21 protein-coding genes are annotated in these 19,903 nt (G+C 41.0%); 2 read left to right on the top strand and 19 right to left on the bottom strand.

Annotated elements, in window-relative coordinates:
• The first annotated feature begins 147 nt into the window (after positions 1-147).
• Positions 148-717 carry a VrrA/YqfQ family protein gene (gene vrrA, locus JOC78_RS14610; protein WP_338023216.1) on the top strand — a complete coding sequence of 190 codons (570 nt, stop codon included), beginning with the start codon at positions 148-150 and terminating at the stop codon, positions 715-717.
• A gap of 144 nt (positions 718-861) precedes the next feature.
• A complete protein-coding gene (locus JOC78_RS14605; protein WP_204557159.1) occupies positions 862-1,818 on the top strand; it encodes a 4-hydroxy-3-methylbut-2-enyl diphosphate reductase in 957 nt (318 codons plus the stop codon).
• Between the two features lie 137 nt (positions 1,819-1,955).
• Here the strand turns inward: JOC78_RS14605 and JOC78_RS14600 are convergent, their stop codons facing one another.
• The 19 genes from JOC78_RS14600 to JOC78_RS14510 form a co-directional block, all read right to left on the bottom strand.
• On the bottom strand, positions 1,956-2,261 hold the full coding sequence (locus JOC78_RS14600; RefSeq protein ID WP_204557157.1) for a hypothetical protein: 306 nt from the start codon (positions 2,259-2,261) through the stop codon (positions 1,956-1,958).
• A gap of 378 nt (positions 2,262-2,639) precedes the next feature.
• Positions 2,640-3,764 (bottom strand): Nif3-like dinuclear metal center hexameric protein, encoded by a 1,125-nt coding sequence (locus tag JOC78_RS14595; protein ID WP_204557155.1) that lies wholly within the window; start codon positions 3,762-3,764, stop codon positions 2,640-2,642.
• On the bottom strand, positions 3,745-4,470 hold the full coding sequence (locus JOC78_RS14590; RefSeq protein WP_204557153.1) for a tRNA (adenine(22)-N(1))-methyltransferase: 726 nt from the start codon (positions 4,468-4,470) through the stop codon (positions 3,745-3,747). Before JOC78_RS14590 ends, JOC78_RS14595 begins: the two co-directional genes overlap by 20 nt.
• A gap of 107 nt (positions 4,471-4,577) precedes the next feature.
• Positions 4,578-4,937 carry a cytochrome c550 gene (cccA, locus tag JOC78_RS14585; RefSeq protein ID WP_204557152.1) on the bottom strand — a complete coding sequence of 120 codons (360 nt, stop codon included), beginning with the start codon at positions 4,935-4,937 and terminating at the stop codon, positions 4,578-4,580.
• A 188-nt stretch (positions 4,938-5,125) separates the two neighbouring features.
• Complete coding sequence (locus tag JOC78_RS14580; protein ID WP_204557150.1) at positions 5,126-5,656, bottom strand: hypothetical protein; 531 nt, start codon at positions 5,654-5,656, stop codon at positions 5,126-5,128.
• A gap of 110 nt (positions 5,657-5,766) precedes the next feature.
• Positions 5,767-6,888, bottom strand: a complete 1,122-nt coding sequence (gene rpoD / locus JOC78_RS14575) for an RNA polymerase sigma factor RpoD (RefSeq protein ID WP_204557148.1) — start codon at positions 6,886-6,888, stop codon at positions 5,767-5,769.
• A 38-nt stretch (positions 6,889-6,926) separates the two neighbouring features.
• Entirely contained in the window at positions 6,927-8,732 is a 1,806-nt protein-coding gene (dnaG, locus tag JOC78_RS14570) for a DNA primase (protein ID WP_204557147.1), read from the bottom strand.
• Positions 8,733-8,769: 37 nt separating this feature from the next.
• Entirely contained in the window at positions 8,770-9,216 is a 447-nt protein-coding gene (locus JOC78_RS14565) for a YaiI/YqxD family protein (protein WP_204557146.1), read from the bottom strand.
• Positions 9,217-9,493: 277 nt separating this feature from the next.
• A complete protein-coding gene (locus JOC78_RS14560; RefSeq protein WP_204557255.1) occupies positions 9,494-10,303 on the bottom strand; it encodes a pyruvate, water dikinase regulatory protein in 810 nt (269 codons plus the stop codon).
• A gap of 30 nt (positions 10,304-10,333) precedes the next feature.
• The gene (gene ccpN / locus JOC78_RS14555; RefSeq protein ID WP_204557254.1) at positions 10,334-10,969 is read right to left on the bottom strand and encodes a transcriptional regulator CcpN; all 636 of its coding nucleotides are present in this window, start codon (positions 10,967-10,969) and stop codon (positions 10,334-10,336) included.
• Positions 10,970-11,160: 191 nt separating this feature from the next.
• Complete coding sequence (gene glyS, locus JOC78_RS14550) at positions 11,161-13,233, bottom strand: glycine--tRNA ligase subunit beta (protein WP_204557145.1); 2,073 nt, start codon at positions 13,231-13,233, stop codon at positions 11,161-11,163.
• Positions 13,226-14,116 carry a glycine--tRNA ligase subunit alpha gene (gene glyQ / locus JOC78_RS14545; protein ID WP_204557144.1) on the bottom strand — a complete coding sequence of 297 codons (891 nt, stop codon included), beginning with the start codon at positions 14,114-14,116 and terminating at the stop codon, positions 13,226-13,228. Before glyQ ends, glyS begins: the two co-directional genes overlap by 8 nt.
• A gap of 349 nt (positions 14,117-14,465) precedes the next feature.
• Positions 14,466-15,239, bottom strand: a complete 774-nt coding sequence (gene recO / locus JOC78_RS14540) for a DNA repair protein RecO (RefSeq protein WP_204557143.1) — start codon at positions 15,237-15,239, stop codon at positions 14,466-14,468.
• A 24-nt stretch (positions 15,240-15,263) separates the two neighbouring features.
• Positions 15,264-15,419 (bottom strand): YqzL family protein, encoded by a 156-nt coding sequence (locus JOC78_RS14535; RefSeq protein ID WP_204557142.1) that lies wholly within the window; start codon positions 15,417-15,419, stop codon positions 15,264-15,266.
• 101 nt (positions 15,420-15,520) lie between these two features.
• A complete protein-coding gene (era, locus tag JOC78_RS14530; RefSeq protein ID WP_204557141.1) occupies positions 15,521-16,438 on the bottom strand; it encodes a GTPase Era in 918 nt (305 codons plus the stop codon).
• On the bottom strand, positions 16,431-16,829 hold the full coding sequence (locus tag JOC78_RS14525; RefSeq protein ID WP_204557139.1) for a cytidine deaminase: 399 nt from the start codon (positions 16,827-16,829) through the stop codon (positions 16,431-16,433). Before JOC78_RS14525 ends, era begins: the two co-directional genes overlap by 8 nt.
• Positions 16,830-16,906: 77 nt before the next feature.
• Positions 16,907-17,305, bottom strand: a complete 399-nt coding sequence (locus tag JOC78_RS14520; RefSeq protein ID WP_204557137.1) for a diacylglycerol kinase family protein — start codon at positions 17,303-17,305, stop codon at positions 16,907-16,909.
• Positions 17,283-17,753 (bottom strand): rRNA maturation RNase YbeY, encoded by a 471-nt coding sequence (ybeY, locus tag JOC78_RS14515; RefSeq protein WP_204557135.1) that lies wholly within the window; start codon positions 17,751-17,753, stop codon positions 17,283-17,285. Before ybeY ends, JOC78_RS14520 begins: the two co-directional genes overlap by 23 nt.
• Positions 17,754-17,771: 18 nt before the next feature.
• The gene (locus tag JOC78_RS14510; RefSeq protein ID WP_204557133.1) at positions 17,772-19,901 is read right to left on the bottom strand and encodes an HD family phosphohydrolase; all 2,130 of its coding nucleotides are present in this window, start codon (positions 19,899-19,901) and stop codon (positions 17,772-17,774) included.
• Positions 19,902-19,903: the final 2 nt, after the last annotated feature.

The following is a 19,903-nucleotide window of genomic DNA, read 5'->3' as shown; positions in this document are numbered from 1 at the left end:
ACCTTGATAGTATAATAAAAACCGCAATAAATCAAAGTTTTGACGAATATTGTACTATTCAGTATTTTACCGCTTGGCGCAGTTTAAACGTTTTAAAGATTGCCGCATACAATAATATGAAAAATAAACTATTTGAAAGGATTGATCATGATGCCTCCATTCCAGCCTAGAAACCATCCCGGCTCCCCGTACAGCTTCCCTAGAGCTTACCCTCCCTATAGCATGCCTCCTCATATGCCCAAGCGGCCTAGAGGACGGGGAGGTTTTCTAAGAAACTTGCTGAGCAAAAAGGGAGGATCGGGCGGAAAAGCGCTGACTGGATTCGAACGCCAAAGGGCTGCAGGTTCCTTCATTTCACCCGCAGCGCAAAAATTAGCTAATCCCGCTTCCCTTCAAGACATGCTGGCCAATACTCAGCAGTTTTTGCAAACGATGCAGCAAATGGGGCCGATGGTTCAGCAATACGGACCCATCGTCAAAAATTTGCCTGCCATGTGGAAGCTGTATCGAGGGTTAAAAAACCTGCCTGACCTTGAATCAGAATCAGCGGAAGAGAAGAATAAAGAGAGCAAACCGAGTAAAAAAAGCGATTCTACTCATTCATCAGAACCTGCAGTTAAGAAAAAGCCTCAAACCGCTGCCAAACAGCAGCAAGCATTGCCTCAAAGCAAGCCCAAACAGCAACAGGGGGTCTCTAAGCCCAAGCTTTATATTTAACTGGATACGCATGCTAAAGCTTTGTTTTGTAAAGATATCAAACCTCCTATATAATAAGGTAGGATAAAGAGAATGCTTCTATCCATGGAGCCCCGATGATGGGGTTGGCACCTCACTCCGAGAATATATATAGGAGGACTTTTTATGAATATTATTAAGATTGCCCCAAGAGGCTATTGTTACGGTGTTGTCGATGCGATGGTGATTGCGCGCAATGCCGCTTTAGATAAAAACCTGCCGAGACCCATTTACATATTGGGACAGATCGTTCATAACCAGCATGTCACTGATGCCTTTGAACAGGAGGGGATCATCACACTCGATGGATCGAACCGTAAAGAAATCATCGAGAAAGTAAACGAGGGAACGATTATCTTTACTGCTCATGGCGTATCACCTGAAGTCAGACAGATCGCCGAACAAAAAAACCTGATTTCCATCGATGCCACCTGTCCTGATGTAACGAAAACCCACGACTTAATCCGTGAAAAAAAAGCAGAAGGCTACCATATTATTTACATTGGGAAAAAGGGCCATCCGGAGCCGGAGGGTGCTGTTGGAGTTGCACCAGATATTGTGCGCCTAGTAGAGAATGTATCAGATGTGGAAGCTCTTCACATTGACAACGAGAAAATTCTTGTCACTAATCAGACAACGATGAGCCAGTGGGATGTGGCTGATATCATGGACAAGATTCAGGAAAAATATCCTCATGCTAAAATGCACCAGGAAATTTGCCTGGCTACACAAGTACGTCAAGAAGCTGTTGCAGAGCAGGCAAAAGAGGCTGATTTATTGATCGTTGTCGGCGATCCTAAAAGCAATAACTCCAATCGCTTAGCCCAGGTATCAGAACAGATTGCAGGAACGAAGGCTTACCGTGTTTCTGATGTAACTGAAATAGAGATTGAGTGGCTGAAAGATGTGAAAACAGTCGCCATCACAGCAGGAGCATCCACACCTACTCCGATTGTCAAAGAAGTCATTCAATTTCTTGAAGCTTTTGACTATGAAAACGAAAGTACTTGGACGCGTGAAAGAAAAGTGCCTTTAGAAAAAATTCTTCCAAAAGTCAAAAGATCGACATTAAAAACAAGATAACGTTCAAAACAGCCAGAGGCATCCGCTGCTCCTGGCTGTTTTTTTATTCAATAACGGTGTTAAACAATATTGTTGATTTTAAGAGTACTTCAAAGAAGCATTCATGAGAAAGGAAACCCCTCTTCAATTGAAAAATATTAATAATATTTTTCTTTTGACGTTTCTTCAAACACCTTCCAATGACCATTCATTACTGAAGAATTATACCTCATAATAATAAAATTTTTTTCATTATTTCCATCTTGAGTTTGTACAAAGAAAGTATCAGAACCTCTATAATCAATATCAAGAATCTCTAATCCTTTAAACGTATTATCTGAAGAAATAAAATCTTTTAAAGCCCCTCTTTCATTGAATTCTGAAATAATATTAAATGGTCCTAAAAATACAACACCCATAACAACCACCACGATCAATACGCCTGCTGCTAGCTTCTTTCTCACAATGCTACTCCCCCTACAACCCCTGTCCTAATATTTCATTTCCATCTAACGGTTAATGGAGACAGACAGCTTTTCTTTATCAATTTGCTGACAGATGGTCGTCATTTCAAAGATGGATCAAGTTCAGGAATTGCAACCAGCAAAAATAATGAGCGAGCTAGTATGTCTCCACACCATTAAACCTATGTACCTAGCCTTTTCGATAGCTGTGATTACTTTTGAGGACATCTTGCAACAAATACGTAAACCTGTTCCTTACTAACACCTTCGTCAATTAAACGAACTGCCCCGTTTTTTTGGGGTCAACATGCAGCTATACGTCTATCTGTTTCTGAGTAAAAAACAGGTCTTTGTCAACCAGATATTTAACATAGCTTATTAAATAAATGTAAATGGATCCGTATTAATTTCAGAAGCAATAAATTCCGTTTCAAATCCTCTTTCTTTAGCCATTTCAGACATTTTATGAGCCGTACCTGCTTTCATTACCTTTTCAACATTATGACCAGGATCGACTACATTTAGACCGGCTGCCAAGGCGTCATGAGCCGTGTGATAGTAGAAATCACCTGTCACGTACACGTCCGCTCCTTTAAATTTGGCCGACTGGAAGTACTTGTTGCCGTCGCCGCCTAACACAGCGGCTTTTTTTACTTCACTTTCTAAATCTCCAACCACACGCACAGCTTTAACATCAAGCTTTTCCTTCACAAATTCCGCAAACTCCCGGAGCTTCATCGGCTTAGGAAGCTTTCCGATCCGCCCAAGACCCAGCTCTTCTCCTGAGTTTTCGAGTGCATACACATCATAAGCCACTTCTTCATAAGGATGAGCTTTCAGCATAGCGGTCAGTATCTTTTTCTCCACATGTTTTGGATAGATCGTTTCGATTTTGACCTCTTGGACTTCTTCAAGCTGTCCGACCGAACCAAGGTAAGGCTCTGCTCCGCCTGTCGGGACAAAACGTCCGGTACCCTCTGTGGAAAATGAACAATGGCTGTACTCCCCGATATAACCCGCGCCTGCTTGACCTAATGCGATCCTAAGTTCTGCTTCATGGCTTTTAGGCACATACACCGCAAGCTTTTTTAACTCTTCTTCATAAGTAGGAACCAGCACTTCTCTTTCATGCAATTCGAGCGCATCCGCCAGCCAATCGTTCACTCCGCCTTTTGCGACATCAAGATTAGTATGCGCTGCATAGACCGCAATATCGTTCTTAATCAATTTTTCCAAGAGTCTTCCGGCAGGATCACTTGTGACGATTGATTTTAAAGGGCGGAAGATGATGGGATGGTGAGCGATAATCAGCTGTGCGCCTATTTCAATCGCTTCGTCTACCACTTCTTCTAAGACATCCAAAGCTACAAGAACTTTATTTACAGGCTTGTTTAATGAGCCTACCTGCAACCCAATTTTGTCGCCTTCCATCGCATATTTTTTTGGAGAAAACTGTTCAAACAATTGAATGATTTCTTGTCCGTTAGCTATCTTCTTTTTCATCCCGCAGTACCTCCTTCATCCAATTTAACTCCGAAAGAACAGCCTGCTTTTTCGATTCAGCGGCTGCTTGATTTTCTGCTTTCTTTAAATTCTTGAGGACCACTTCTAATTGACCCGCTTCTCTTTTCCACTTTCTATAAAAGGCTTGATTCTTTTCCTTCATCAAAAACGGGCCTACTAACAGCTCCTGTTCAAGCTTATCAGAATATGGCTTCAACGGCTGTCCTTTTTCAGCTACAAGGACCTCATAGACCTTCCCGTCTTCTTCCATAATCTCTTCCGCTATCAGCTCCCAATGATGGTCGATCAGCCATTGGCGAATTCCACGTGCGTTCAAATTAGGCTGAAGCACTAACCGCTGAACCCCTTCAAGCTTAGCTTTCCCATTTTCAAGAATAGAGGCAATTAATGAGCCGCCCATTCCTGCAATGGTAATACAGTCCACTTCTCCTTTTGAGATGACCTCAAGACCATTTCCTTTTCGTACATCAATTGAATCGACCAGCCCTGCTTCCTCTACTTGCTGTTTTGCTGCTTGGAAAGGACCCTCTACTACTTCTCCTGCAACCGCCTTTTTGACTAAGTGATTCTTTACGGCGTAGCATGGCAAATAAGCATGGTCAGAACCGATATCTGCAAAGGTTGAATCAGAAGGTATATAAGAAGCCACACACATTAAGCGTTTGGACAATTGATTAATATTCATTAAGTCACCACATTTTCTTTTTGTCTATTCATTCATCTCGTTTTATTCTATACATAAATTCAGCATAAAAAAAGTCCTTTGCCCGTGGCAAAGAACTTTTTACTTAATTACTTAAGCTTGCTTACCCATTCAGCCATGGCATCAGCATTTTCAGCTGGAACCATACCTGCAGGCATAGAGCCTTTTCCGTTTACTAAAACGTCTTTAATTTCGTCTTTTGAAAGTTTCGTGCCTTTTAACGCCGGGCCAGCTCCGCCTTCATAGTTGCCACCGTGACAGCCAATACAAGATTCTTTGTAGTGACCTTCTGGATCAAACTCTCCAGCTGCTTCTTCCGTCTTTTCTCCGCCTTCTTTTTCTTTCGCCATTTCTTCAGAATTTCCAAGACCTTCTAAAGAAAGGAAGAAAATCAGACCAAGACCAAACACCATGATTAATAAAAATGGAATAACCGGATTACGATTCATTGCTTAACCTCCCTTATGTATCTAAATAACAAATAGATAGTACAAACACCTATTATTTTACTTTAAAAAAGGAATGACGAAAAGACTTTAACTAGAATTTTTTTCTCTTTGTCGCTAATTAGACACATTTTCCAATCGAGCGCTCCAAAAAAGCAGTTAATTTTCTAATATTTCAATAAATTTTTAAATTATATTAATATAAAGATAATTAAGGTTAGTATTCCGATCCAAGCCGAGATCACAAAATAAATAAGCTTGAGTTTAGACCCTGCATACCACCAAAGCAGACAGTTAGCGAATACCAATCCATAAAGGGAAAATGGATTATTTTCAAATGCATAAGCATTTAATTCTACTGAAAACAATAAAAATATCAGCGCGGAAGCCACATAAATAATAGGCATCAGCATTCCTTTTTTAGAAAAATAAATTCCAGCTTCTAACAGAAATACGACAAAAGTTGTCAAAATCGCTGTTTGCAAAGGGAATGACAATTCAGTAAAATAAATGACAAATAACGAAATTATTAATAATAGGAAAGAAAGAAACAAGCCTGCAGCTTTTATTCGCCTGTTTCGCGCTGGCGGCTTTGCCTGTTCTGAGATCTCTTCTCCTTGACTGTATAAAGCCAATAAATAATCGCAGTAATGCTCAGGCAGCATATGATTTTCTTTCCAAAGCATAATTTCTTTCATAATGATCTTTTTTTTATCATCCATTGTCTTTCACATCCTGTAAATAACTATTCGTGCTTTTCTGTCATAATCCTGCTATTTTTGGCAAAAAAATAGTTTGCTTCTGTAAAAAGAAGCAAACTATTTTCAATCATCTATTCTAAAAAATCTTTCAAGCGCTTGCTTCGGCTCGGATGGCGGAGCTTGCGAAGAGCTTTCGCTTCAATTTGGCGAATTCGTTCACGCGTTACACCGAATACCTTGCCTACTTCTTCAAGAGTGCGGGTGCGTCCGTCGTCTAAACCGAAACGAAGGCGAAGGACATTCTCTTCACGGTCTGTCAGCGTGTCTAAGACGTCTTCCAGCTGTTCTTTAAGAAGTTCATAGGCTGCATGTTCAGAAGGTGAAGTCGCTTCCTGATCCTCAATGAAGTCGCCCAAATGGGAGTCATCTTCTTCACCAATTGGTGTCTCGAGGGAAACAGGCTCTTGAGCTATTTTAAGAATTTCTCTCACCTTTTCAGGTGTTAAATCCATTTCTTCGGCAATTTCTTCAGGAGAAGGTTCCCGGCCAAGATCTTGAAGAAGCTGTCTTTGAACACGAATCAGCTTATTAATGGTTTCTACCATATGCACTGGAATCCGGATAGTTCTTGCCTGATCAGCAATGGCACGAGTAATGGCTTGACGGATCCACCATGTCGCGTACGTACTAAATTTGTACCCTTTGCGGTAATCAAATTTTTCTACAGCTTTGATTAATCCCATGTTCCCTTCTTGAATCAAATCCAAGAACAGCATGCCGCGCCCTACATAACGTTTCGCAATACTTACAACTAGACGCAGGTTAGCTTCCGCCAAACGGCGCTTCGCTTCTTCGTCGCCTTCTTCAATACGCATAGCCAGCTGGATTTCTTCTTGGGCTGACAGAAGGTCGACGCGTCCAATTTCTTTTAAATACATACGTACTGGGTCATTAATTTTAACTCCAGGAGGAACACTTAAATCATTAAGATCGAATTCTTCACTTTCTTTTTCAAGTTCATGAATATTCGGATCTTCTTCCTCACCGTCTTCATTCGTGATTTCTACCCCTTGTTCGCCGAGGAATTCATAGAATTCATCCATCTGTTCAGAGTCCACTTCATACCCTGCCAATTTATCAGCTACATAATCGTAGGAAAGTTCACCGCGCTTTTTACCGATTTCTAAGATTTGTTCTTTCGCTCTTTCAAGCGTTACTTCAGTTTCTTTGGAACGTGTTGACTTTTCAGCCATTAGTCCCCCTCCTTCCAACATCCTTGCCTCATACTGGATTACAATAATTTCTTTAATTGCATGATTTCCATCGCGATTTTAGCAGCGGTAGCATAATCGTTCTGCCTTTCGGCTGCTACCTGCTCTTGTTTCTTCACATTTAGTTCTGCAAGCTTATGCTGTTTAATGATTTTTTTTATATAATCATTCAGCTCTTCCTCATTGACGGAGTCATTGACAGCCATCATCTCAATCTCCGAGATCAGCCGCCGTAAATTCGCATCAGGAAGACGGCTCATAAACGTGCTCGAATCCGGATCATTTCCTTCTTCATAAAACCCAAGCAAATAAGTAAACACTGCTTGATGTTCATCGAGATTAAATGGATGAGTCTCCATTAAATCTTTCACCTTAAATGCGACTTCTGCATCTTTTAACATATGCGCTATAAGCCTTCGCTCTGCGGTTTGGTACGCAGGGTAGAGCTTCTTTGCCGTTTGCTGCACCAAGATTGGAGGCCCAGCTTTATAGGTTTCAGGAGATTCTTTCCGCTGCTTGAAAAACACTTGTTTTTCCTGCTGCTTCAAAGCATCGAGTGAAAGGGAGTACTGATCAGCTATCTGGCGCAAATAATGATCGCGCTCTACTGCTTTTTTCAGCTTCGCAATTTCAGTTACAACTTCTTCGATATAGCGAAGTCTTTGTCCCTCATCCTGCATATTTTTCCCGTGCTTATAATACTCCATTTTAAATGCCATTAATGTCAGACTGTTCCCTATTATATTATGCTGGAACTTTTCCATTCCATATTTTTTAATATAGTCATCAGGATCCAGTTTCTCAGGCAATACAGATACTCTTACCTCCAGCCCATTTGCTGCGAGCATTTCAGCCGCACGGTTAGTGGCTTGAAGGCCCGCGGAATCCCCATCGTAGCAAATGACAATTTGGTCGGCTGCCCGTTTAATCTGATGAATATGATCATCGGTCAGCGAGGTTCCCATGGTGGCAATCCCTGTTTCAACCCCTGCTCTTGCAGCTGCAATTACATCAGCAAATCCTTCAAACAGCACAATCTTCTGCTGTTTCCGGATGGCCGGTCTCGCACGGTGATAATTATATAAAAGATTGCTCTTATTAAAAATCGGCGTCTCCGGGCTGTTTAAGTATTTGGGCTGCTCATCTGTGAGGCTTCTTCCTGAAAATCCTACTGTTTTTCCTTTGTTATTGTGCAGCGGGAACATAATTCTTCCCCTGAACCGGTCAAAGTAATCTTCAGCGTTTTCTTTTTGAATCACAAGTCCTGCTTGCTGCATCATTTCCAGGTCAAATCCTCGTTTTTGCAAAAACTTGACTGTAAAATCCCAGTGCGGAAGTGACCACCCTATTTGAAAAGATTCTAGATCTTCTTTAGAAAATCCTCTCTCATACAGGTACTCTAATGCATCCTGACCCTCTTTTGTATTTAACAATAAATGATGGTAGAATTTAGCTAACAATTCATGGGCTTCCACCATTTTGTCGTACCGGTTCTCTACTCGGGGATCAGCCTCGCTTGAAGAAACAGAAATCTCTAATGGAATATCTGCTCGCTCTGCAAGTTTGCCGACTGCATCTTGAAACGAAATATTTTCAATATCCATCAGGAAAGAGAAAACATTTCCTCCTGCCCCGCACCCGAAACAATGAAAGATTTGTTTGTCGGGAGAAACGGAAAAGGACGGTGACTTTTCCCCGTGAAAAGGGCATAGGCCAAAATAATTTCTTCCTTGTTTCTTTAATTGAACATAATCGCCAATTACATCTGTGATGTCTGACGACTGTTTAATTTGTTGAATTGTTTCTTCAGGTATTTTCCCTGCCACTTATACCACCAGCTATATTATTGTTCGATAAGAATTCTTATCTTCCTGCAGCTTGCGACAATATATTTTTCATATTGACCATAAATCGGCTGTTATCTGCATCCGTAAATGCTTTAGGCCCTTTTGAATACACACCGCTTCTTCTTGCTTTAGCAGCCAGGTGACGAAAATGCAATTCATTCGCCATGTTATCTTCGTGATATACATGTCCTCTTGGAGAAACGACATTCACCTGCTTGGAAAGCGCTAGACCTGCTAATCCTATGTCCTGAGTGACTAATACATCTCCTTTTTGCAAGTGATTAAAAATATAAAGATCGGCCGCTTCTGCATCCGGGTCAACATATTTCCATGTGCCTTCCATGGTTTGATTCATCATATGTCGAATGGAAGCCACAAAGACCGCTTCAATTTTATACTCTTTTGCCAAGGTAAGTATTTCCTGTTTTACTGGACAAGAATCTGCATCGACAAATATTTTCATATTTCTCTTTCTTTCCTATCGTTTATTATTCTACAAGCTTGTTTAGAATCCTTCTTAAAAGCGAAATATCCTAAAAAAAAGCGCGCACCGCATACCTTTGTCTCTTTTCACGATAAACACAACATGTAATTAGTTTATTCTTTTATGTCAAGCTCTAAACCTGTTTCAAATACATTTTTATCACAATTTTTTATTATAGTATATTTGTTCAAAAATAACTATGTTTTTTTTCATTTTTTTAATGAAAAGGAAAAGCACATAATCCACCGATCATGTGCTATCTTACATTGCGAAACTTGCTTAAAATAATATTAGCTGTTTCTTCCACCGCTTTATTCGTTACATCGATTACTTCACAGCCGATTCGGTCTGTAATCTTTTCAAAATAAGCTATTTCTGTTTTAATCCGCTCCACATCCGCATAGCTGGCACTGTCGTTTAATCCGAGTGACAAGAGTCTTTCTTTACGGATAAAATTCAATTTATCTGGGCTGATTTTTAAACCAAAGCACTTGCTCTTTGGAACCGTAAACAGTTCTTCAGGTGGATCTACTTCCGGAACGAGAGGAACATTCGCTACCTTTAAACGTTTATGTGCTAAATACTGTGACAACGGGGTTTTAGACGTACGCGACACACCTAACAGAATAATATCCGCCTTCAGCAGACCGCGTGGATCACGCCCATCATCATATTTGACCGCAAACTCAATGGCCTCTACTTTCTTAAAGTACTCTTCATCCAGCCGCCGTACTAAACCAGGCTCTAATAGCGGCTTTCGGTTATACATCATTTCCAGCTGATCCATAAGCGGCCCGATCAGATCAAAGATAATGATTTCTTCCTCAGCAGCCCTTTTCATCATATACTTCCTAATATCCGGTTTAACTAGTGTATAAACAATAATTCCCTGCTCAATTTTTGCCAAATCAATCACTTCATCAATATTGGCAAAATCCTCAACATAAGGAAATCTTTTTATAATGGCATGGGAACCATTGAATTGGCTGACTGCGGCTTTCGTCACTAATTCAGCTGTCTCGCCAACGGAATCTGATACTATATAAATGATCGGATCTTTCACCAACAATCAGTTCCCTCCTTTATCATTCATAAGCTAAACTTCATCATCTGCCAGAGAAATGAAAGCTTTGGCAATCGTGGTTTTCGTCACCCTTCCAGTCACTTCATACCCTGCCTCGCTAACCTTCACAACCGGCACAGAGTCGATTTGCTTTTCAATTAAATTTTTCGCTACATCTATCAGTAAGTCGTCCTTTTCACAGACCGTAATATTCGGCATTCTTGTCATTATAATGTTCACCGGCAATGTGCTTAATTCCTGCTTTCCAATGCTTGCACGCAGCAAATCTTTTCGTGAGAGCACACCGACTAAGCAATTCTTTTCATCGACGACAAATAATGTGCCTACATCTTCTAAAAACATCGTCACGATCGCTTCATAAACTGAAACATTTGAAGGAACCACTACGGGGATCGATTGATAATCTTTCACATAAATTTTCATTAGATTTTCAGTTAAAAGCTGTGTGCCAGTTTTGCCTGTATAAAAATAACCTACGCGAGGTCTGGCATCCAGAAATCCCGCCATAGTTAATATTGCAAGGTCAGGTCTTAGCGTCGCTCGGGTCAAACTTAAGCGCTCCGCAATATTCTCCCCTGTAATTGGACCATTTTCTTTTACGATTTGCAAGATTGTCTCTTGACGCTTGTTCAGTTCTATTGTCCTCACCACCTAATTCACGCTCAAATGTGTTATACCATATAATAAATATTATATACTATTTATCATAAATGAAAAGAAAAGTTTCCTACGAACGAAAAACATATCTATCTCTTTTGGGCGTGAGGAAAAGTCTGCCCAGGCAGGCAGACTCTTCTAAGTGTATGAGAGATGGTTCATCTATGCAAAGTTTTTGCTTATTATTTGACTAAAATTGAATTAAAGTGAGCAAAATCAAGGATCAGATTCGCCAATTTACTCATTTGGCTTAAGCGGTTGGTTTTGATGTTTTCATCATCAGACATGATCATCGTATGTTCAAAGTAGTCATCAATCGCCGGCTTGACGCTGACTAATAATTGGTACCGGTCTTCGATACTTTCCGCACTCTTTAGCGCTTCTTGTATACGAATATACTCATTGAATAGAACGTTTTCTTGCTCGTTAGCAAACAGCTCTGTGTTTACTTCCGTGTTTTTATCCGCTTTTTTCGCTATGTTCAGAACGCGGCTCAATGCTTCCATATCACTTTTAAACTCTGCATCATTTTTATGATTCATGATAACAGCAGCTCTTTCAAATAGTGAAGGCAATGATCCAACAGCCCCTTCTAAAACGGCATCGATCACATCATGGCTGATCTCTTTTTCCTGCATACTGTATTTAATTCTTAACTTAAAGAATGAAAGCAGCTCATCAAGCAGAACTTCTGGCTGTTTCTCTCCGATTTCATCCGCTTTTACTATATTCACTGCAGCTGCCAAAATGTCTTCAAGTTCAAGAACCCAGCCATGCTGGATCAGTGTTTGCACAATGCCGGCCGTTTGTCTTCGCAAGGCATAAGGATCTTGAGAACCTGTTGGAATAATATCCACGGCGAAACATGAGATGATCGTATCTAGCTTGTCTGCTATGCTCACTAAAGCTCCCGTTATATGCTCTGGTGCCGCATCATCGGCATGGCGAGGCTGGTAATGCTGGTTAATCGCTTCTGCCACTTCTTTGTCTTCGCCTTTTTGGATCGCATACTTCTCGCCCATGACACCTTGCAATTCAGGGAATTCATATACCATGTGGGTAACTAGATCAAATTTACAAATTTCAGCCGCCCGGTTCACTTGCTGTTTCGTTTTTTCGTCTGTGCCAACCATGTCAGCTAATTTAGATGAGATTCTTTGAATTCGGCTGATCTTTTCGGATAAGGTTCCGATTTTCTCATGATAGACAATGGTCGAAAGCTTCTTCACAAAAGCTGCGATAGCTGTTTTTTGATCTTCTTTATAGAAGAAGTCTGCATCAGCTAATCGTGCGCGAAGAACTTTTTCATTTCCTTTTGCCACTTTGTCAAGTGAATGTGAATCCCCATTTCGAACAGTGACGAAGTAAGGAAGCAGCTCTCCTGCTTGATTCTTCACCGGGAAATAGCGCTGGTGTTCTTTCATTGATGTGATTAATACTTCATCCGGAAGCTCAAGAAACTCTTCGTTAAACGATCCTGATAGAGCCGTAGGATATTCCACTAAATTATTGACTTCTTCAAGCAAGCCTTCATCAACTGGAATGACCCAATTTTCTTTCGCTTCAATATCTTTTAATTGTTTTCTGATCATTTCTTTTCTTTCATTGGGATCTGCAATGACCTTTTGACCTGAAAGTGTCTCGACGTACCCAGCTGGTTCAGTAATTTCAGCTTGTTCTCCTAAGAAACGATGGCCAAGCGTTGTTTTGCCTGTGGCCACATTTGTAATTTCAAAAGGAATCACTTCGCTGCCGAATAGTGCCACCATCCATTTTATTGGACGGACATATCGGAATTCATTGCTCGCCCAGCGCATATTTTTTCCAAATGTCATACTAGAGATCACTTGCTCAAGCTTAGGCAAAAGATCTTTAGTTGCCTGCCCTTTAATGAATTTATTGACAAACGCATATTCAATGCCTTTAATTTCTTTAAAGAATATGTCATCCACTGTCATGCCTTGTCCGCGAGCAAACCCAGCTGCGGCTTTTGACCATTCTCCATCCTCTGTTTTCGCGATCTTTTTGGCCGGTCCTTTTGCTTCTTCCTCAATGTCTTCCTGCGCTTCTGCCACAGCTTTCACCATTACTGCTAAACGGCGAGGCGTCGAGTAAACATCGACTTGACCAAACGTAATCTTCAATTCATTTAAAAATTCCTCTACACGGCGGCCAAGCTGATTCATGGATTCAGTGACAAAACGTGCCGGCATTTCTTCCAATCCGATTTCAATTAATAAATCTCTCTTATTCATGACCCTGCTCTCCTTCCCTTTGCAAAATTGGGAACCCTAACTTTTCTCGCTCATCATAAAATGTTTTCGCTATTTGTCTGGCGAGGTTTCTCATGCGGCCAAGGTAAGCCGTTCTTTCCGTTACTGAAATTGCTCCTTTAGCATCGAGCACGTTAAACACGTGGGAACATTTTAAAACATAGTCATAGGCAGGGTGTACAAGCCCTTCATCCATTTGACGTTTCGCTTCTTTCTCATAAATGGCAAATAAATTAAACAGCATGTCCGCATCCGATGTTTCAAATGTATATTTCGAATGTTCAAATTCAGGCTGATAGAAAATATCTCTCACTGTGAACCCGTTTGTCCACTCTAAATCAAACACATTTTCCTTTTCTTGAATATAAGACGCTAACCGCTCAATACCATATGTAATTTCAACAGATACCGGCTTGCATTCCAAACCGCCTACTTGCTGAAAATACGTAAATTGCGTGATTTCCATACCATCTAGCCAAACTTCCCAGCCAAGACCCGCACAGCCAAGAGAAGGATTTTCCCAGTTATCTTCAACAAACCGGATATCATGCTCTAATGGGTCAATACCTAAAGCTTTTAAAGAATCTAAATACATTTCCTGAATGTTGTCAGGAGAAGGTTTCATGATGACCTGGAACTGATGGTGCTGATACAAACGGTTCGGGTTTTCTCCGTAACGCCCATCGGCTGGACGGCGGCTTGGTTCAACATACGCCACATTCCAAGGCTCTGGACCAATCGCGCGCAAGAACGTATAAGGACTCATCGTTCCTGCCCCTTTTTCTACATCATATGCCTGCATTAAAATACAGCCATGATCTGACCAATGCTTTTGCAGCGTAACAATCATGTCTTGAATATTCATTGCTTTGCCCCTTTTCATGTATTGGCGCTATGCACCTAATTAACAAAGTGAAATTGCGTTGTTTTTTCGTGCGGAGACAAACAAAAAACTCCCGTCTCTATGCACGATCGTTCGTACATAGGGACGAGAGTTAACCCGCGGTTCCACCCTAATTGCCAATAGCAGAAATCTGCCATTCGCCTCTTTTCTTGCTGCCGCTCCAGACTGCCTTTCGTTGATGCTCTTTATCCGGCTTTCACCATCCCGGATTCGCTTAAAAAGAGGAAATCAATTACTTCCTTTCCTTCACTGCGGTCTTTACTATTCGTTTTTAAGTATGTAAAAAACTTAATCGAAAAAAGCTGTTTTGTCAATCTTCTTCTTTCGGTTTTTCAAAAATACCTTGAATTTTTTCCATTTGCTCCAAAAAGCGCCTCGATTTTAAATACAATCCCGAATATTCATCATAATACATATGAATCGCCGCTCGCAATTCCTTTTTTGTTTCCGGTTTGACCGTAATGTTTCCCAGCCTGTCCAGATCAAAGAAATAGAATAAGCGAAGCAGTTTGATGGCTGATTGTGATAACGGAAGCATATAAGGATCCATCTCAAAACAGCGATGGCACAGCAAACCATTTTCCCGAATGGAAAAAGCAAAACGCCCCTCTTTGCTGCCGCAATTGACGCAACAGCTCAATTCAGGGCGCAGACCAATTAAATGAAGCATCTTCATCTCAAAAATGTTTGTTAATATTTCCGCATCATAACCTTCATTTAAGTAATGGAGAGTCTGCTGTAAAAAGTGAAACAGAGAAGGATAAGCTTCTTTCTCCTCGGTACTTTTATCTAACAGTTCCACAATATATGCGGCGTAGGAGGTCACGATTAAATCTTCTCTGATATGGCGCATAGAAGAGACCATTTCACCCTGTTGCAGAGTTCCGAGGCCGCTTCCCGACTGAATAAGAAAGTAACCATGTGTAAAAGGCTGAGTAATAGAGGAAAGACGGCTGTTCGGTTTTTTTGCGCCTCTTGCCATGACAGCAATCTTTCCTTTTTCCTTCGTAAACATCGTAACTATTTTATTTGTTTCGCCGTAGTTGGCTGTTCGAATTACAATACCTTCACATTTTTGAAGCACAAGAAGGCCGCCCTTCTATACTCCTCAATTCGGGATGCCAGTTGTTGGGAAGTCAAGTTCAGCCATCTCATGCTCTTGTTCGAATGGGGAGACGGAGTTGTCATTTTTAATATCCCGATACAGTAGGTACACTTCAACACTGCCTGTTTCAGAAAAAACTTTCCAAGTAAAATCCAACATGTTCAATTCCCACCTTTCATATTTTTAACGGCAGATGGCTTCCATAATAGCTTCACCTTAAACTGACTGTTTATGAGGAGCAAAAATTTCTAGTATAATTTTTAATAATCGTCTTCACGGAATCCAAAGTCACGCAGATTAGACATTTTATTGCGCCAATCCTTTTGAACCTTCACCCAAAGTTCCAAGAATACTTTAGATCCAAGCAGGTTTTCAATATCTTCCCGCGAACGTTTACCGACTTCTTTCAGCAAGGCACCGCGCTTTCCAATCACGATTCCTTTTTGTGAATCACGCTCCACCATAATAGTGGCCATCACACGGATCATGTCTTTACCTTGGTCTCTTTCGATCTTATCGATCACCACCGCGATCGAATGAGGGATTTCCTCACGTGTTAAATGAAGCACTTTTTCCCTGATCATTTCTGAAATAATAAATCGCTCAGGGTGATCCGTTACTTGATCTGCGGGGTAATACTGAGGCCCTTCAGGCAAGTATTTTTCAATTTGTTCAAGAAGACGATCAACATTATTTCCTTCAAGAGCTGAAATCGGAACAATTTCTTTAAAATCGACCATTTCTTTATACTGTTCAATCATTTGAAGAAGCTGATCGGGATGAATACGGTCGATTTTATTGATGACAAGAAAAATCGGTGTCTGAATCCCTTTGAGTTTCTCAATAATAAATTCATCACCGCGTCCGTATCCTTCTTCTGCATTGACCATGAATAAAATGCAATCAACTTCCCGTAAAGCGTTTGTAGCCGTTTTAACCATGAAGTCTCCGAGCTTATGTTTAGGTTTATGGATGCCCGGTGTATCGATGAAGATCATCTGCGAATCAGACTTCGTATACACACCTTGAATTTTGTTTCTGGTCGTTTGCGGTTTGTCACTCATAATGGCAATTTTTTGGCCAATGACTCGATTTAAAAAGGTGGATTTCCCTACATTCGGTCTCCCGATAATAGAGATAAATCCTGACTTGTGCGATTGGTTTGTTTGATTATTCATTTAAATCCTCCGACGAAAATGCTCCTGGCAATAGTTCTGATGCGGTTAATTCTTGGACGTCTCCTTGCAGGTTCGTTAAAATAATTTTCATATCTGGAGGGCAAAGCTCAGATATCACCTGACGGCAGGCTCCACATGGCGGAACAGGACGTTTTGTGTCTGCTACTACAGCTATGGCTGTATAATTCTTTTCACCTTCAGACCAAGCTTTAAATAGCGCTGTGCGCTCGGCACAATTGGTCATGCTGTAAGCGGCGTTTTCTATGTTGCATCCGTGAAAGACTTCCCCTTCCTTCGTCAGAAGGGCAGCGCCCACTTTGAATTTTGAATAAGGAACATGAGCGCGTTCTCTTGCTTTTTTGGCTTCTTCAATCAATTGTTGTGTATTCAATTTATTGCTCCTTCACTATATATTTTAATACAAAAAATGAAATTTGTAATCCTTTTACGGGAAAAATTCTGAAAAATCTAACTTTTATAAAATAGGTCTATTATTTTCGGCCCGAATATTAAAAAACCGATGATGACGGAAAGACACGCATAAAGGAGAACCGCACCCGCGGACAAATCCTTCGCAGCCTTTGCCAGCGGATGATAGTGACCGGTCATTAGATCAATGGTCTTTTCAATAGCTGTATTGATCATTTCAAGTGCCAGCATACCCGCAATGAGCATACATACCACAATCCACTCCCAACGAGCAATGGAAAGAAAAAAGCCCGCCATGACGACTGCTGCAGCAAACACACAATGAAAACGGAAATTCGGTTCCGAAAAAGCAAGGCGAATTCCTTCCGAAGCATATCCGATCGACCGCCTCAGCCGCTTCACATCAAACGCATGTTTATCTTTCAAGCCCATACTCATTTAAAATTTCCTTCTGCTTTGTGAACATGACCTGCTCTTCTTCTTCTGTCATGTGGTCATAGCCAAACAAATGGAGCATGCCATGGACAGCTAAAAACCCTAATTCACGTTCAAAGCTATGTCCATACTCCTCTGCTTGCTCTCTGGCTCTAGGAACAGAAATAATAATATCACCTAAAACGGCAGGCATATCCACTCCAGTGATTTTAATTTCATCTTCCCCCATCTCTTCAAGAGCAAACGAAATCACATCTGTCGGTTGATTTTTATCCCTGTATTCGTGATTAATTTCTTGAATACGATCATTCGTAACGAACGTGACAGACACTTCACTGTCCTCGTCTTTGCCTTCTTTTTTGACCGTTAAATTCAGCAATTCTTCCACTAGCTGAAAGGCTTCTGGTGTTAGTTCATCGGTTTCATCGGTCATATCGATCATAAGCGGCACTCTAGTTCCTCCTATTCTTTACTTCGCCTTTTTATTAAACTCCGGGTATTCAATTCTGGAATGAAAAATACCATTTAGTGATTCGGCTAATGTTCGTTTAACTATTTGCAGTTCTTTTAATGTAATATCACACTCATTAAATTGTCCATCATTTAGCCTGTCTTGAACGATTTGCTCGATCAAGTTCTCAATCGCTTGTTTAGTTGGCTGCTTCATTGACCGAACGGCCGCTTCTACACTGTCCGCAATATTTATGACCGCTATTTCTCTTGTCTGCGGCTTCGGTCCCGAATAGCGGTATTCTGATTCTACCACTTCATCGCTTGTTTTTTTAGCATTAAAGTAAAAATACTTCATTAATGTAGTTCCGTGATGCTGCTTGGCAATATCAATGATCTCTTTAGGAAGCTCGTGTTTGATCAGAATATCGACACCATCCTTTACATGAGAAATAATAATATCTTTACTCACTTCAGGCGGCAGGTCGTCATGCGGATTTCGACCATTCATTTGATTTTCAATAAAAAACTGCGGATGCTTCATTTTCCCGACATCGTGATAATAGCACCCGACTCTTGCTAGCAGACCATTCGCTCCAATCGCTTCACAAGCTGCTTCTGAAAGATTGGCTACCATAATACTATGATGATACGTGCCGGGAGTTTCTACTAGCATTTTTCTTAACAGCGGGTGGTTAGGGCTAGACAGTTCAATCAGTTTAACTGATGACAACAGGCCAAATCCCGCGTCAAAAAAAGGCAGGACGCCAATCGTTAATACAGCAGATGAAAGACCAGAAATACAAGCGAACAGACTGATATACATATATTCCTCTTCGGCGAATTGACCGTTGGAGACTGTCTTTAGAAACAATACCATACATACATTCACGAGTGAGACGAATAACCCCGCCTGCAAAATATGTTTCGTCCCCTGCCCTTTTAAGAATAGAATGCCCGCAAGACTGCTAAATAAAATATACAGCGCCATTTCAACATTTAATGTGCTGCTTGCCCCTTCGTTAAATAGAATGCTCCCGCAAGCGGATAAAACAATCGCTATCAGCATAGCTAAGCGCTCGTTCACTAAAACGCACAGAAGCATGGAAGCGAAAGCGGCCGGAACGATGTATAAGACTTCAGAATTATTTTCTTTTAAAAGAACTTCAGCAATCTTCATGATGGTTAAAGAAAAAATAAAGATCACTAACGTCATCAGCAAATAATCATTCTTCTTTTCTTCCTGGTGAGTGGAATGACGGAAATAATAGTACAGCATGATGACGATCGTCGCAATAAAGATCGCCAATCCAAATAACGGTCTCTTGGACGCTTCATTATTCAGCACACCTGCCAGTTCAAGCTGCCGGTATGTTTCACGGTCGACGAGGTGACCTTCTTGAACGATGACTTGTCCTTGCAAGATCTTAACCGGCTCCACTTTCTCCATCGCTTCTAGTTTCCTCGTTCTTGTTAATTCCTCATCATATAATTCATTGGGGACGATTGCGTAACGGCCGATGTCAGCAGCGGCTTGATTCAGTTTTCCAGACAGATTTGAGAGTAAAATAGATCTCTCGATTTCTTGCTGAACCCCAGGGACTTCCTCTTCACGAATTCTTTTCTGCAGACTAAGCTCTACCCTGCCAGTCACCACTTTTCTCACTTGCTCTATTTCCTTTTCCGTTGCTAATAGCAAAACTAGCAGATCCTCATCTTTAATGAAGGATGTAAATCTGACAGGATCATTTCCGCTTAATTTCTTCTTTAGCGAATCTAATTCTTTTTGAACCAAGGGCTGTTTCTCACCGGACGCGCTTTGAATCTTTTTATTGGACTCGCGCAGCAAGTCAAATAGCGAATCGATCAAAAGCACTTGATTATTAGCGGCCTCTTCCCGATAAGCAAAGGCATCCTCGATTTCTGCCGCCGCCCGTGCTTTTTCTTTCTCAGTTCTCACTTCATCTTCAATGGTAACCGGCGAACGAATCGTGCGGTCTGCCACTGATAAAAGCTCCACATTAAACACTTCGGGCTTCACATGCGAGTAAAGAAGACCGAATAAAACGGCGGCCAGCAAAAAGAACAAAGCACCCGTAAGCAAACGATATTTAAAATAATGGCTAATACGTTTAAGCTGTGCGCTCATGA

This window comes from Bacillus ectoiniformans, from assembly GCF_016908875.1.
Lineage (GTDB): Bacteria > Bacillota > Bacilli > Bacillales > Domibacillaceae > Bacillus_BX > Bacillus_BX ectoiniformans.
This window is presented reverse-complemented; position numbering and strand designations above follow the sequence as displayed.